We start from the raw sequence: 13845 nt of genomic DNA on the forward strand, positions 1-13845 counted from the left end.
TCCGCGCCGGCGGCGGGCGTCGACCGCCCGCCGCCGGCGTCCCGGGTGTCAGAGCATGCGGGAGGACCAGAGCAGGCTGAGCGCGCCGGCGCACAGCGCCAGCAGCAGGGCCACGCCCGCGTACCACTGGGTGACCTCGCGGGGCTCCGTCCGGAACCCGATCGAGCTGCCCATGTCCTGGTAGACCTGCTTCAACTCGCTGACCGAGGCCGCCTCGTAGAAGTAGCCCTCCGTGGCCTCGGCCAGGTCGGCCAGGGCCAGCCGGTCCACCGGCACCCGCTGCAACTGCCCGCCGATGTCCACCTGCCCCGAGTCGGTGCCGAAGGCGATCGTGGAGACCGGCACGTTGGCCGCCTGCGCCGCCGAGGCCGCCTCCTCCACCGACCGCCCCGAGGTGCGGTAGCCGTCGGAGAGCAGCACGATGCGGGCCGGCGGGATCTCCGCCGCGCCGTCGGCCGGCACCGACCGGATCGCCTCCAGGCAGGTGAAGACCGCCTCCCCGGTCGCCGTCGCCTCGGCCAGCACCAGCCCGTCGATCGCGCTGGTCACCGCCTCCCGGTCCTTGGTCGGCGGCACCAGCACGTTCGCCGCCTTGGCGAACGAGACCAGCCCCAGGTTGTAGCTCTCCGGCAGCTCGCCGACGAACTGCTTGGCCGCCTCCTGCGCCGCCTCCAGCCGGTTCGGCGCCACGTCGTCGGCCTGCATGGACAGCGACACGTCGATGGCCAGCATCACGGTGGCCCGCTCCAGCGGCTCCCGGGTGTCGACCGCCGGCCGGGCCAACGCGGTCGCCAGCACCAGCAGGCAGAGCAGGAACGCGGTCGCCGACACGTGCCGACGCCAGCCCAGCCCCTTCGGCGCCAGGGTGCGCAGCAGGTCCACGTTGGTGAACCGCATCGCGTACGCCCGGCGGTTGCGCTGCCGCCAGACGTAGAGCGCGGCCAGGGCCAGCACCGGCAGCACGGCGAGCAGCCACCACGGTTGCAGAAAACGAATCATCGTGTCGTCCCCCTGGTGCGGGCGTGCCGCTGCGCGGCCACGAAGCGCACCATGTCGAGCAGCCAGTCTCGGTCCGTACGCAGCCGCAGGTGGGCCGCGCCCGCGCCGCGCAGCGCGGCGGAGATCTCCGCCCGCTGGGCGGTCGCCGCCTCGGCGTAGCGGTGCCGCAGCAGCGGGTCGGCGGTCTGCACCTCGTGCAGCCCGCCGGTCTCCGGGTCGACCACCGGCAGCACCCCGACGTCGGGCAGCTCCAGCTCCCGGGGGTCGACCACCTCGATCGCCAGCAGGTCGTGCCGTACGCGCAGCTTGCGCAGCGGCCGGGCCCAGCGGTCGGTCGGGGCGAGGAAGTCGGAGATGACCACCGCCACCCCGCGCCGCCGGGGCGGCCGGTTGAGCATGTCGACCAGCGTGCCCAGGTCGCTGCGCCCCGGACGGATCTCGGTGCCGGCGATCGCCCGCAGCAACGCCTGGGCCTCCTTGCGGCCGGAGCGGGCGGGCACCCGGGTGAACACGTCCGGACCGGGTACCGGCGGCGCGCTCCGCCACCGGCGCGCCGGGGCGCTCGTGCCGCCACCGCTGCCGATCACGGCGCCGATCCGGTTGCCGCCGCGCACGGTCAGGTGGGTCAGCGCCGCCGCGGCCGCCACCACGACGTCGCGCTTGAGCCACCGGCCGGTGCCGAAGTCCAGGCTGGCCGAGAGGTCAACCGCCAGCCACGTCTCCAGTTCGCGGTCGGCCACCGTACGCCGCACGTGCGGCATCGTCGTGCGGGCGGTGACCGGCCAGTCCATCCGGCGTACGTCGTCGCCGGGGCGGTACTCGCGGGACTCCCCCGCCTCACTGCCCGGGCCCGGCAGCAGACCGGCGTAGTCGCCCTGGAGCAGGCCGTCGAGTTTGCGGGTGACCAGCAGTTGCAGCCGCGACAGGACGGCTTCGGTGCGGTCCGAGGGGGTGTCGGCGGGCCGCCGGACGGGTGAGGTCACGGCCGCTGCCCGGGCCAACCGGCGCCCGGCGGCGCGGCGGTCGGCGTCGGTGTGGCCTGCTGACGGGGCGCGACCGAGGGCAGCGGGATGGTGGACATCACCCGGTGCACGACGTGGTCGGCGGGCACGTCGTCGGCGAGCGCGTCGTAGCTGAGCACCAGTCGGTGACGCAGGATGTCCGGCGCGATGTCCTGCACGTCCTGCGGCAGGGCGTAGTCCCGGCCCCGCAGCAGCGCCAGCGCGCGGGTCGCCCGGACCAGGCCGAGCGAGGCGCGCGGGCTGGCGCCGTACTGGATGAGCTGGGCGACGTCCGGCATCCCGTGCTCCGCCGGGGCACGCGTGGCCAGCACCAGCCGGACCGCGTAGTCGACCAGGGCGTTGTGCACGAAGACCTGGTCCGCCTTGTGCTGGAGGGCGACCAGGTCGGCGGTGGTGAACACCGGCGCCGGCTCCGGCGGGGCGACCCCCATCCGGTAGACGATCTCCCGCTCCTCGGCGTCGGTCGGGTAGCCGACGAGGATCTTCATCAGGAAGCGGTCCCGCTGCGCCTCGGGCAGCGGATAGACCCCCTCCTGCTCGATCGGGTTCTGCGTCGCCATCACCAGGAACGGGTCGGGCACCCGGTGCGTCTCGCCGCCGATCGAGACCTGCCGCTCGCTCATCACCTCCAGCAGCGCCGACTGCACCTTGGCCGGCGCCCGGTTGATCTCGTCGGCGAGCAGGAAGTTGACGAAGACCGGGCCCAGCTCGACGTCGAACTTCTCGCTCGACTGCCGGTAGATGCGGGTGCCCATGATGTCGGCCGGCACCAGGTCCGGGGTGAACTGCACCCGGGCGAAGGAGCCGCCGACGACCCTGGCGAGCGTCTCCACGGCGAGCGTCTTGGCCACCCCCGGGACACCCTCCAGCAGGCAGTGGCCCCGGGCGAGCAGCGCGACGAACATCCGCTCCACCATCCGGTCCTGCCCGACGATCACCCGCTTGATCTCGAACAGCGCCCGCTCCAGCAGGGTCGCGTCCTCGGCCGGCGTGGTCACCGGCGCGGGTGTCTGCGGGCCCGTCCCGTTGGGCGTCGGGGCGTCGGGCGTGGTCGGCTGGGCCACCGGTCCTCCACAGCATGATCGGTTGTCGTGCGGCGTGGTGCGTATCAAGACTCGCATGCCCGGCTGAGTGCCGAGGTGGGGAGAACCCGATTATCGCCGCGCCGTCCCGAGTCGCCGGATCGCCGGCCCGCCCACGCCGTCCCACGTCGCGGAATCGCCGTTCACGGGTGGACACGGACGGCCCCGGCGTGTGTACGATTCACCCCGTCGCCGGGCGGCTCCCCCCGTGGCCGCCCGGCGCTCAATCTTCGGCCCTCCCGCCGCCCTAGACTGGGCGGGATGAGCGAGCCCCTTCCCGCCGACGAGCCGCTGATCTGCTCGTCCCGCGGCTGTCGTGCCCCCGCCCGGTGGGCGCTGCGGTGGAACAACCCCCGGCTGCACGACACCGACCGGCGCAAGACCTGGCTGGCCTGCGCCGAGCACCGCTCCTCCCTCGGCGACTTTCTGGACGCCCGCGGGTTCCTGCGGGAGGTCGTACCGGTGGTCGGATCGCCTACGCTCGAAGGGTGAGCGCGCACAACGGATTCCCCCGGTGAGCGGTGACGAATTCGCCGGCCCGCCGCCGGCACCGCCCCGCCCTCCGGCGGGCCCCCTGGAGCCGTGGCCGGACACCGTCCGCTGGCAGCCGATCTCACCCGACCTGATCTGGGTGGAGCTGCTCCGGCTCGCGACGGTGCTGGTCGTCGTCCTGCTCGGGCTGGGCGTCGGCTGGGCGCTCAGCGGGGCCTGGCCGTTCGGCGCGGCGGGCGGCGCGGTGCTGCTGCTGGGCGCCCTGCGGGTCGTGACCATCGTCCGCGCCGTACGGGCCTGGGGGTACGCCGAGCGGGAGGACGACCTGCTGGTCCGGCACGGCCTGCTGGTGCGGCGGCTCTCCATCGTGCCGTACTCGCGGATGCAGTTCGTGGACGTCAGCGCCGGACCGCTGGAGCGGGCGTTCAACCTGGCCACCGTCCAGTTGCACACGGCCGCGGCGGCAAGCGACGCCCGCGTGCCGGGGCTGCGCCCCGCGGAGGCGTCCCGGCTGCGCGACCGGCTCACCGCGCTCGGCGAGGACCGGGCGGAGGGGCTGTGAGCGACCCGGCCGGCCGCGCGACGGACCGGACCGAGCCGACCCGGGTGGAGCCCGGCCTCCGGCCGGCGGCGATGCCACCCGCCGCGCAGGGCCCTGCCACGGCACCCGGACCGGCGCCGGACGCCCCGCCCCCGCCCGCCGGCCCCGCGCCGGACATCCCGCACGGACTCGCGGGCCCGCCGGCGGGGCCGGGCACGGTGCCGGCGCCGGACGCCCCACCGCCCGGCCCGCCGGCGCCTCCCCCGGTCGCCGGACCGGTGCCGGGTGGTACGGCGCCGGAGCACGCCGAGCCCCGGCAGCGGCTGCACCCGCTCAGCCCCGCGCTGCACGGGGCCAAGTCGCTGGTCGTGGTGATCGCCGGCCTGTCCTGGTCGACCCTCTCCCGGGTCGGCTTCGGCTGGTTCGCCCTGATGGCGGTCGTGCTGGCCCTGGGCGCCACCGTGCTCGCGGTCGTCAGCTGGTACCACACCGGCTACCACGTGGTCGGCCGTGAACTTCGGGTGCACGAGGGGCTCCTCTGGCGGCGCACCCGGGCGATCCCGCTGGAGCGGCTCCAGGCCGTCGAGGTGGTCCGCCCGCTGCTCGCCCAGCTCACCGGCCTGGCCGAGCTGCGGCTGGAGGTGGTCGGCGGCGGCAAAACCGAGGCGCCGCTGGCATACCTGAGCGTCGCCGACGCGACCGCGCTGCGTTCGCGGCTGCTCGCCCTCGCCGGGCGGGCGGCCGCCGGCCAGACCGCGCCGGCGCCGGCCGGGGCGACGGCGGCGACCGGGGCGGGCCCGGTCGAGGCGCCCGCGCCGCCCGGCCGGCCGCTGCACACCGTCGCGAACAAGGACCTGCTGGTCAGCCAGCTGCTGACCCCGCAGGCCTTCATGATCCCGTTCGGCGTGGCGTTCGTGCTGGGGCAGTTCCTCTCCGAGGACTCGTGGTCGTTCATCGCGGTGGCGAGCACCCTCACCGCCATGGCCGGCGTACTGCTGCAACCGGTGCGCCGGGTGCTCGACGACTGGAGCTTCCGGCTCGCCCGGGACGAGGGCACGCTGCGGATCCGCAACGGGCTGCTGGAGACCCGCGCCCAGACGGTCCCGCTGGACCGGGTGCAGACCGTCGGGGCGACCTGGCCGCTGCTGTGGCGGGTCAAGGGGTGGCTGCGGCTGCGCCTGGAGGTGGCCGGCTACTCCGCCGGCGAGAGCGACGACCGCAACCGGCCGGACCGCCTGCTCCCCGTGGGCGACCTGCCGACCGGCGAGGCGATCGTGGCCGAGGTGCTGCCCGGGGTGCGCCTGACCACGCTGCCGTTGACCCCGCCGCCGGAGCGGGCCCGCTGGCTCAACCCGCTGAGCCGGGGCGTGCTCGGCGCCGGCCTCGACGCCCGGGTCTTCGCGGTCCGGTCCGGCCTGCTCACGCGGCAGGTGGCGCTCGTGCCGTACGCCCGGATCCAGAGCGTGCGGGTGGTGCAGGGGCCGGCGCAGCGGCGGCTGCGGCTGGCTACGGTGCACGCCGACACGGCCGGCGGCGCCGGCGCGGCCGCGCGGGACCGGGACCTGGCCGAGGCGTGGGCCCTGGCGGCGGAGCTGACGGCCCGGGCGCGCGCCGCCCGGCACGCCGGCTGACCGCTTCCCGCGTCGGCGCTCAGCCGCCCGGCCGACCGCTGCACCGGCCGCCACGCGGGTCCGTGGTCACCCGACCGGCCGACCGCGCACGGATCGCGGGCCGCCCCGCCGCCCGCCGGGTCGACGCTCAGCGCGTCGCCGGCACCGCCGGCGGCTCGGCGGACGCGGGCGGGTCGGTCGGCTCGGGGTCGCCCTCCGCCACGGCCCGGCGGGCCCGGCGGGCCGCCCACCAGCGCTCCGCCAGGCCGACCACCAGGAAGGTCATCCCGACGTACGCCCAGCCGACCAGCACGTCGATGACGTAGTGCTCGCCGCTGTAGACCAGGGTGAAGGTCATCGCCAGCGGGTACGCCAACAGCAGCGGCCACCAGCGACGACGGGTCTGCCGGAGGAAGAACAGCACCACGAACAGGGCGAACGCGGTGTGCAGCGACGGCATGGCGGCCACCGGGTTGGAGGCGATCTGCCCGGCGTTGAGCAGATTGCCGGCGCCGTGCATGCCGAACGCCTTCCAGCCCCGGGTGGAGATCCGGGCGACCTCCTCCAGCAGCCCGTTCTGCGCCGCCCACCAGGGCGGGGCCGCCGGGTAGAGGAAGTAGGTGACGAGGCCGGTGGCGCACAGGAAACCCCAGCGACGCATGAACGCCGCCCAGCGCCCCCGGTCGCGCAGCCAGAGCACCGCCGCGGCGGCCAGCGCCACCACGAAGTGGGAGAAGTAGACCCAGCTGACCAGGACATCCCACCAGTGCACCTCGGGCCGGTAGAGGTGCTGCTGGAGCCAGACCGTCGGCACCTCGCCACCGGTCGCCCAGCCGAACATGACCCGGTCGGCGACGATCAGCTCGTACGCGTGCGGGGTCGCACCGTTGTCGGCGAAGCCGCGGGAGAGGTTGTAGACCGCGAGCAGCAGCACCACCGGCACCCAGTCCCGGGCGAAACGCAGGTGGCTGCGCCACGGCCGGCTGCTGTTCCAGGCGACCGTCGCCGCCCAGATCCAGAGGAACGCGTACGCCGGGTCGGTCGGCAGGCCGATGCCGAGCCAGCCGGCGACGAAGGCGACCCCCCAGACGGTCATCGCGACCACGCGACGACGCCCGCCGTCGGGCGAGGCGGGCGGGCCGGTCCGGGCGGGGGGCTGGGGGTCGGTCGCGACAGACATCGCGGTCAAGGTTAACGGCGCGGACGGCATCGACCGACGCCGACCACCCGCCGCGCCGCCCGGGGCGCGGCGGGTGGTCGGCCGGTGGTGGACGGCGCGCGAACCTCGGACCGGCGCTCCCCCCGGAACCGGTGAACGCTATCGAGGCGAGTGCCAGGCCGGCCGTCACCGCGAGTCGACGCAGCGTCGGCGCGGCACGGACGCCCGCCGGCCCCGGCCCGCCTCGTCTAGGCTTTGGCCATGCAGGAGCAGCCGGAGCCCGCCCTGACGCCGGGCCTGACCGCCCGGGTGGAGCTGACCGTCGCCGACACGGACACCGCCCAGGCGGTGGGCTCCGGGGACGTGCCGGTGCTGGGCACGCCCCGGGTGCTCGCCCTCGCCGAGGCGGCCACGGTGGCGGCCACCGCCCCCCGGATGCCCAGCGGGTCGACGACGGTCGGCACCCGCGTGGAGCTCGACCACCGCGCGGCCACCCCGGTGGGGCGGACGGTGGTGGCGCAGGCCCGGCTGGCCGCGGTCGAGGGGCGACGGCTGCACTTCGAGGTGAGCGTGCGCGACGGCGACGAGACGGTCGCCGAGGGCCGGGTGGAGCGGGTGCTGGTCGACCGGCAGCGCTTCGTGGAACGCGCGGCCCGGTCGTCGTGACCGGCCGCTTCGTGCAGGTCGCCGAAGGGGTGCACGTGCTGCGCGAGCCGCTGCTGCACGTCAACGTCACGCTCGTCGTCGGCGACGGGGCCGCGCTGCTGGTCGACACGCTCTCCACCGCCGGGCAGGCCGCCGAGCTGGCCGCCGCCGCCCGGACGGTCACCACCCACCCGTGGACCGTGGTCAACACCCACCACCACTTCGACCACTGTTTCGGCAACGCCACCCTCGCCGCCGACCCACCCCGCCCGGTGTACGCGCACGAGGTGGCCGCCGAGGCGATGCGCGAGGAGGCGGACCGGCTGCGCCGGGAGGCGTACGCGGAGATGCGCGACGAGCACCCCGCGCTGGCCGAGGAACTGGCCGGCACCGCGCTGCTGGCGCCGACGCACACCGTCCACGACGAGACCGTCCTCGACGTGGGCGGCCGGCGGGTCGTGCTGCGCCACCCCGGTCGCGGGCACACCGCCGGTGACCTGGTGGTCCACGTACCGGACGCCGACGTGCTGGTCGCCGGGGACCTGGTGGAGCAGAGCGGGCCGCCCGCCTTCGAGGAGTCCTACCCGTTGCAGTGGCCGGACACGGTGGCCGAGCTGCTCCGGATGACCACCCCGGCCACCGTCGTCGTGCCGGGGCACGGCGACCCGGTGGACGCCGCGTTCGTCCGCACGCAGCACGAGCAGCTCGTCGAGCTGGCCTGGCTCATCCGCGCCGGGCACACCGGCGGCGCCCCGCCCGAGCGCGTCGCCGCCGAGGCGCCCTTCGGCGCCCGGCCCGCCCTGCACGCCGCCCGCCGCGGCTACGCCGAACTCGACGGCACCGCCTGACCCCTCCCCCGCACCGCACCCGCACCCGCACCCGCAGATCTTGCAGTTGTCGCCCCGGCAGAAGCGGCATATCCCCCCAGATCGCGGGCACAAAGTGCAAGATCGCGGAGAGAAGGGGTGAGGGGGGTCAGCGGGCGAACCGGTCGAGGACCTCGGCGCGGGTGGGCATGGCGGTCGCGCCGCCGGGCGACTCGCAGACCAGACCGGCGACCCGCAGCGCGAAGGCCACCCGATCATGCCAGCCCGCCGGAACGGTGGGCTCGCCGTCGACCAGCAGGTCCGCGACGAGCGCGCCCATCACCGCGTCACCGGCGCCGGTGGCGTCCACCGCCTCGACCTTCGGCGCGGGTACGCGTACCGGATCGGCGCCGGCCGCGGCGACCACCGCGCCGGCGGCGCCCAGGGTGACCACGGCGGTCCCGGCGCCCAACTCCCGCAGGTACGCCGCCACCCCCTCCTCAGGCTCGCCGGGATAGAGCAGCTTGGCGTCGGCGGCGCTCAGCTTGACCAGGTGGGCGCCGGCGGCGAACTCGGCCACCACCTCGCGCAGCCCGGCCAGCGCCGCCGGCCCGTCGAGCAGCCGGTGGCGGACGTTGGGGTCGAAGACCCGCAGGCTGCCGGCCAGCGCCCAGGCCCGGCGCGCCGCGGCCAGCACCGGCGGCTGGAGCAGCACGACCGAGCCGCAGTAGAGGACGTCGGCGCCCGCGACCAGGTCGGCGTCCAGGTCGTCGGGGCCGAGCAGGCCGTAGGAGGGCGGCTGCCCGTAGAACCGGAAGTCGGGCTCCGGGCCGGCGAAGGTGGCCACCGCCAACGCGGTCGGGGCGGGGACCGTGACCGCGCCGGCCAGCCCGACGCCGACGCCGCTCAGGAAGTCGCGGATCCGCCCGGCCAGGACGTCGTCGCCGAGCGACCCGACGAACTGCACCGCGCCGCCGAGCCGGGCGACGGCGACCGCCACGTTCAGCGGCCCACCGCCGACGGCCTGCCGGTAGACCGGCTCCCCGTCGCACTCGGTGTCGAGCAGGTCGACCAGTGCCTCGCCGAGCACCACCGCGTATCCCATCTCCGGCCTCCGTCCGTGCCCGCGCCGCCGCATTTCGTCGCACCAGGCTGGCACAGTAGCGCCATGACGAGCGCCGAAGTCACCGTATTGGCCTACTGGGCGGCGCTGGAGGCGAGGGACTGGGACACCTTCGGCGCGCTGCTCGCCGACGACGTGGTCTACCACCTGCCGCAGACCCGGGAGCGGATCGTCGGCCGGGAATCGTTCGTGCGGTTCAACCGGGAGTACCCCGACGGCTGGCACCTCGCGGTGACCCGGGCAGTCGCCTCCGGCCGACACGCCGCCACCTGGATCACCTGCGCCTACGAGGGCGCGGAGCTTCCCGCCACGAGCTTCTTCGACTTCGACGACGCCGGTCTCGTCCGCGAGGTCACGGAGTTCTGGCCGGAGGCCTACGAGCCGCCGCCCGGCCGCGAGCACCTCGCCGAGCGTTACTGACACCCGGAGAAGGGCTGTCGCGCGTCATCCCGCCGCCTGGTGGGTCGGCGCACGCCGGAAGTGAGCAAGGGGTTTGCGTCGTCCGGGAACGCTTCCGGCGACGCAAACCCTTGCTCCACACGGGCGGGAGCGGACTGCGGCGCGGACCGGGGCCGCCCGAGGCGCCCGGGTCAGCGGACCATGGAGCCGACCACGGGCTTGGTGAGCAGGGCGGACTGGTTGCGCTGGATGCCCGGGTCGAGGGTCTTGGCGACGAAGATCGCGTGCCAGATGCAGAAGATCAGCACCGTCCACACCTTGCGGGAGTGGTCGGCCTCCTCCCGCTTGTGCTCCTCGAGCAGCCGCATCGCGTACGACAGGTCGATCAGCTCGCCCGCGCCGGAGTTGGACAGCACCCAGCGGGCCCACTCGTACATCTCGCCGCGCAGCCAGACTCGGGTGGGGGTCGGGAAGCCGAGCTTCTTGCGGTTGACGATGGCCGGCGGCACCACGCCCTGGAGGGCCTGACGCATCGCGTACTTGGTGGCGTCGGAACGCGGCGGCAGCTTGAGGTCGACCGGGATCCGCGACGCCACGTCGAAGACCTCCCGGTCCAGGAACGGCACCCGCACCTCCAGCGAGTGGGCCATCGAGATCCGGTCGGCCTTGACGAGGATGTCGCCGCGCAGCCAGGTGTAGAGGTCGACGTACTGCATCTTGGTCACGTCGTCGAGTTCGGTGCACTCCGCGTAGATCGGCGCGGTGACGTCGGTGTAGCGGACGGAGGGGTCGTAGCGGCGCAGCAGGTGCTGCTTCTCCTCCTCGGTGAACATCCGGGCGTTGCCGTAGTAGCGCTCCTCGATCGGGGTGGTGCCGCGCTCCAGGAAGCTCTTGCCCTTGACGCCCTGCGGGATCGCCTTGGAGACGGCCCGCAGCCCCTTCTGCACCCCGCCGGGCAGCCCGTTGACCGAACTCAGCGACAGCGGCTCGCGGTAGATGGTGTACCCGCCGAAGAACTCGTCGGCGCCCTCGCCGGAGAGCACCACGGTGACGTGCTCGGCGGCCTTCTTGGCCACGAAGTAGAGGGGCACCAGCGCCGGGTCGGCCACCGGGTCGTCCAGGTGCCAGACGATCTTCGGCAGCGCATCGATCATGTCCTGCGGCCCGATCTTCGTCGGGATGGTGGTCACGTCGAGGTGCCGGGCCGAGTCCTGGGCGACGTCGATCTCCGAGTAGCCCGGGACGTCGTAGCCGACGGTGAAGGTGAGGATGTTCGGGTTGAACTCGCGGGCCAGGGCCACCACGGCGGTCGAGTCGATGCCGCTGGAGAGGAACGAGCCGACCGGCACGTCGGAGCGCATGTGCATCCGGACGCTCTCCCGCAGCGTCTCCCGGATCTCGTGGTAGAGCCGCTGCTCGTCGGCGACCGGGGTGGGCCGGAACACCGGCCTGTACCACCGCCGCACGTCGATCCGCCCGCCCGGGGTCCAGGTGAGGTACTCGCCCGAGCCGATCCGGTTGATCCCCTTGTGCAGGGTGCCGGGCTCGGGCACGTACTGCAGCGTCAGGTAGTGGCTGAGGTTCGCGGTGTCGATGCCGGCGTCGCCCTGGTAGCTGGAGTGGGCGAAGGGCAGCAGCGCCTTCTTCTCCGAGGCGAGGTAGAGGCCGTCGGCGGTCTCCAGGTAGTGCATCGGCTTGATGCCGAAGTAGTCCCGGCCGCCGAACGCGCGCCGCTCCTGCCGGTCCCAGATGACGAAGGCGAACATGCCCCGCAGCCGGGTGAGCACCTGCTCGCCCCAGTAGTGGTAGCCGGCGACGATCACCTCGCCGTCACCGGCGGTGGCGAACTGGGCGCCGAAGTTCCGGATCAGCTCCTCGCGCAGCTCGATGTAGTTGTAGATCTCGCCGTTGAACGTGAGCAGGTAGCGCCCGCCCGCGTAGGGCAGCGGCTCGTGGCTGGAGGCCACGTCGATGATCGCCAGCCGCTTGTGCGCGAACACCCCGTCCGCGTACCGGCCGGAGGCGTCGCCGACCACCTCGACACCGGTCTCGTCCGGTCCGCGGTGGTGCAGGCATTCCAACGCCCCGGCGATGTTGTCGCGGTGGGCGGCGGCGTCGCCGCGCGCGCTGAAGAAGGCCAGGAGTCCGCACATGGTGGTCATCTTTCCACGCGTCCCGGGCGGGCGTCGCGGCACCGCAGGCTCTCCCGCCCTCCAGGCGGGCACCCGGCGGCGGGCGGGCGGGCCGACACGCAGGCCCGGCTGCCCACGGGCGTGGGGCCTACCGGGACGGCCCGGCTGCCCACGGGTGTGGGGCCTACCGGGACGGCCGGGCCGACAGGGCGCGGGGTACCGTCAGGACCAGCAACGACGCGGAGGGAGCGGAGCATGACCGAGGAACGCACCGACAACAAGCCGGCGGACGGCACCGAGTCGCACGACCCGGAGTTCCCGGAGGCGTTCCTGACGTTCATGCGGCAGGGCTGGCACGACACCACGCTGCCGGTCGGCCCGCGGCCGGAGGTGCCGAACTACGCCAAGCGCCGTGCCGCGCTCTCGGCGGCGTTCCCGGGCGAGACCCTGGTGATCCCGACCGGTGGCGAGAAGGTACGCGCCAACGACACCACCTACCCGTTCCGGCCGGGCAGCGACTTCGCCTACCTGACGGGCGACCACGATCCGGACAGCGTGCTCGTGCTGCGGCCGAACGGATCCGGCCACGACGCCACGTTGTACATGCGTCCCCGGTCGTCCCGGCAGAACGACGAGTTCTTCCGCAGCCGGCACGGCGAGCTGTGGGTCGGTCGGCGGCACACGCTGACGGAGAAGTCGACCGAGCTGGGCCTGCCGACCGCCGACCTGACCGAGCTGGACGCGGCGCTGGCCGACCTGGCGCCGGGGCGTACCCGCGTGCTGCGCGGCTTCGACGCGCGGGTGGACGCGGCCGTGCGCCCGTACGACGGTCCCCGCTCGGAGGGCCAGCCGGCGCGCGACTGGGAGCTGGCGGTCACGATCGCGGAGCACAAGCTGGTCAAGGACGAGTGGGAGATCGCCCAGCTCCAGGACGCGATCGACGCCACCGTGCGGGGCTTCGAGGACGTGGCCCGGGTGCTGCCGGCGGACCGGGGCGTCTCCGAGCGCCTGCTGGAGGGGGTGTTCGCCCTGCGCGCCCGGCACGACGGCAACGACGTCGGCTACGGCTCGATCGTCGGCGCGGGCGAGCACGCGACGATCCTGCACTGGGTGCACAACAACGGCGCCACCCGCCCGGGTGAGCTGCTGCTGATGGACATGGGCGTGGAGAACCGCAACCTCTACACCGCCGACGTGACGCGGGTGCTGCCGGTCAACGGCCGGTTCACGCCGTTGCAGCGCCAGGTCTACGACGTCGTGCACACCGCGCAGCAGGCCGGCATCGACGTGATCAAGCCGGGGGTCAGGTTCCGCGACGTGCACCTGACCTGCATGCGGGCCCTCACCGAGGGCCTGGCCGACCTGGGCCTGCTCCCGGTGAGCGTGGACGAGGCGATGGACGAGAAGTCGACGATCTACCGGCGCTGGACGCTGCACGGTTTCGGCCACATGCTCGGCATCGACGTGCACGACTGCTCCGACGCCCGCAAGGAGAAGTACCGGGACGGCGTCCTGGGCGAGGGCTACGTGCTCACCGTCGAGCCGGGGCTCTACTTCCAGCCGGAGGACGAGCTGGTCCCCGAGGAGTTGCGCGGCATCGGCGTGCGGATCGAGGACGACATCCTGGTCACCGCCACGGGCGCGGTCAACCTCTCCGCCGGGCTGCCGCGCGGGGCCGACGAGGTGGAGACCTGGCTGGCCGAGCAGCGCGAGGCGGGGCCGCGCCTGCCGGGCTGATCCGAGGGTACGACCACACGACGGGCCCCGCCCGCCGGCACGCGACGTTCAGACGTCGTTGTGCCGGTGGGCGGGGCCCGTCGGCCTTTGCCCTGGTC

General features: G+C 74.4%; 13 protein-coding genes. 7 read left to right on the plus strand and 6 right to left on the minus strand.

Annotated elements, in window-relative coordinates; genetic code table 11:
- Positions 1 to 48: 48 nt before the first annotated feature.
- Genes ACZ6O2_RS25825 through ACZ6O2_RS25835 form a run of 3 tightly spaced genes read right to left on the minus strand, consistent with a single transcriptional unit; the run spans position 49 to position 3085 of the window.
- The gene (locus ACZ6O2_RS25825) at positions 49 to 999 is read right to left on the minus strand and encodes a VWA domain-containing protein (RefSeq protein ID WP_466024626.1); all 951 of its coding nucleotides are present in this window, start codon (positions 997 to 999) and stop codon (positions 49 to 51) included.
- Positions 996 to 2000: a DUF58 domain-containing protein gene (locus tag ACZ6O2_RS25830; protein WP_350711407.1), complete on the minus strand. Its 1005-nt coding sequence runs from the start codon at positions 1998 to 2000 to the stop codon at positions 996 to 998. Before ACZ6O2_RS25830 ends, ACZ6O2_RS25825 begins: the two co-directional genes overlap by 4 nt.
- Positions 1979 to 3085 (minus strand): AAA family ATPase, encoded by a 1107-nt coding sequence (locus ACZ6O2_RS25835; protein ID WP_466024627.1) that lies wholly within the window; start codon positions 3083 to 3085, stop codon positions 1979 to 1981. The genes ACZ6O2_RS25830 and ACZ6O2_RS25835 overlap by 22 nt, the downstream gene beginning before the upstream one ends.
- Positions 3086 to 3364: 279 nt before the next feature.
- Between ACZ6O2_RS25835 and ACZ6O2_RS25840 the strand changes: the two genes are divergently transcribed.
- From ACZ6O2_RS25840 to ACZ6O2_RS25850, 3 genes are all read left to right on the plus strand, one after another.
- Positions 3365 to 3595 carry a hypothetical protein gene (locus tag ACZ6O2_RS25840; RefSeq protein ID WP_350711409.1) on the plus strand — a complete coding sequence of 77 codons (231 nt, stop codon included), beginning with the start codon at positions 3365 to 3367 and terminating at the stop codon, positions 3593 to 3595.
- A 22-nt stretch (positions 3596 to 3617) separates the two neighbouring features.
- Positions 3618 to 4157, plus strand: coding sequence for a PH domain-containing protein (locus ACZ6O2_RS25845; protein WP_466024628.1), 540 nt, complete (start codon positions 3618 to 3620; stop codon positions 4155 to 4157).
- A gap of 71 nt (positions 4158 to 4228) precedes the next feature.
- On the plus strand, positions 4229 to 5767 hold the full coding sequence (locus ACZ6O2_RS25850; RefSeq protein ID WP_466024643.1) for a PH domain-containing protein: 1539 nt from the start codon (positions 4229 to 4231) through the stop codon (positions 5765 to 5767).
- A gap of 127 nt (positions 5768 to 5894) precedes the next feature.
- Here the strand turns inward: ACZ6O2_RS25850 and ACZ6O2_RS25855 are convergent, their stop codons facing one another.
- Positions 5895 to 6926 carry a phosphatase PAP2 family protein gene (locus ACZ6O2_RS25855; protein WP_350711415.1) on the minus strand — a complete coding sequence of 344 codons (1032 nt, stop codon included), beginning with the start codon at positions 6924 to 6926 and terminating at the stop codon, positions 5895 to 5897.
- A gap of 240 nt (positions 6927 to 7166) precedes the next feature.
- Here ACZ6O2_RS25855 and ACZ6O2_RS25860 point away from each other — a divergent pair, with 240 nt between their 5' ends.
- Positions 7167 to 7571, plus strand: coding sequence for a thioesterase family protein (locus ACZ6O2_RS25860; protein ID WP_393268030.1), 405 nt, complete (start codon positions 7167 to 7169; stop codon positions 7569 to 7571).
- On the plus strand, positions 7568 to 8398 hold the full coding sequence (locus tag ACZ6O2_RS25865; protein ID WP_466024629.1) for an MBL fold metallo-hydrolase: 831 nt from the start codon (positions 7568 to 7570) through the stop codon (positions 8396 to 8398). Before ACZ6O2_RS25860 ends, ACZ6O2_RS25865 begins: the two co-directional genes overlap by 4 nt.
- 127 nt (positions 8399 to 8525) lie before the next feature.
- Here ACZ6O2_RS25865 and ACZ6O2_RS25870 read toward each other — a convergent pair whose 3' ends face one another.
- Positions 8526 to 9461, minus strand: a complete 936-nt coding sequence (locus tag ACZ6O2_RS25870; RefSeq protein ID WP_466024630.1) for a PfkB family carbohydrate kinase — start codon at positions 9459 to 9461, stop codon at positions 8526 to 8528.
- 63 nt (positions 9462 to 9524) lie between these two features.
- On the opposite strand from ACZ6O2_RS25870, the gene ACZ6O2_RS25875 reads away from it, so the two are divergent.
- Complete coding sequence (locus tag ACZ6O2_RS25875) at positions 9525 to 9899, plus strand: nuclear transport factor 2 family protein (protein ID WP_466024631.1); 375 nt, start codon at positions 9525 to 9527, stop codon at positions 9897 to 9899.
- A gap of 170 nt (positions 9900 to 10069) precedes the next feature.
- Here ACZ6O2_RS25875 and asnB read toward each other — a convergent pair whose 3' ends face one another.
- Complete coding sequence (gene asnB / locus ACZ6O2_RS25880; RefSeq protein ID WP_350711425.1) at positions 10070 to 12031, minus strand: asparagine synthase (glutamine-hydrolyzing); 1962 nt, start codon at positions 12029 to 12031, stop codon at positions 10070 to 10072.
- A 234-nt stretch (positions 12032 to 12265) separates the two neighbouring features.
- Here asnB and ACZ6O2_RS25885 point away from each other — a divergent pair, with 234 nt between their 5' ends.
- Positions 12266 to 13747, plus strand: coding sequence for an aminopeptidase P family protein (locus tag ACZ6O2_RS25885; RefSeq protein ID WP_466024632.1), 1482 nt, complete (start codon positions 12266 to 12268; stop codon positions 13745 to 13747).
- Positions 13748 to 13845: the final 98 nt, after the last annotated feature.

It is taken from the genome of Micromonospora sp. NPDC048040 (assembly GCF_055587185.1).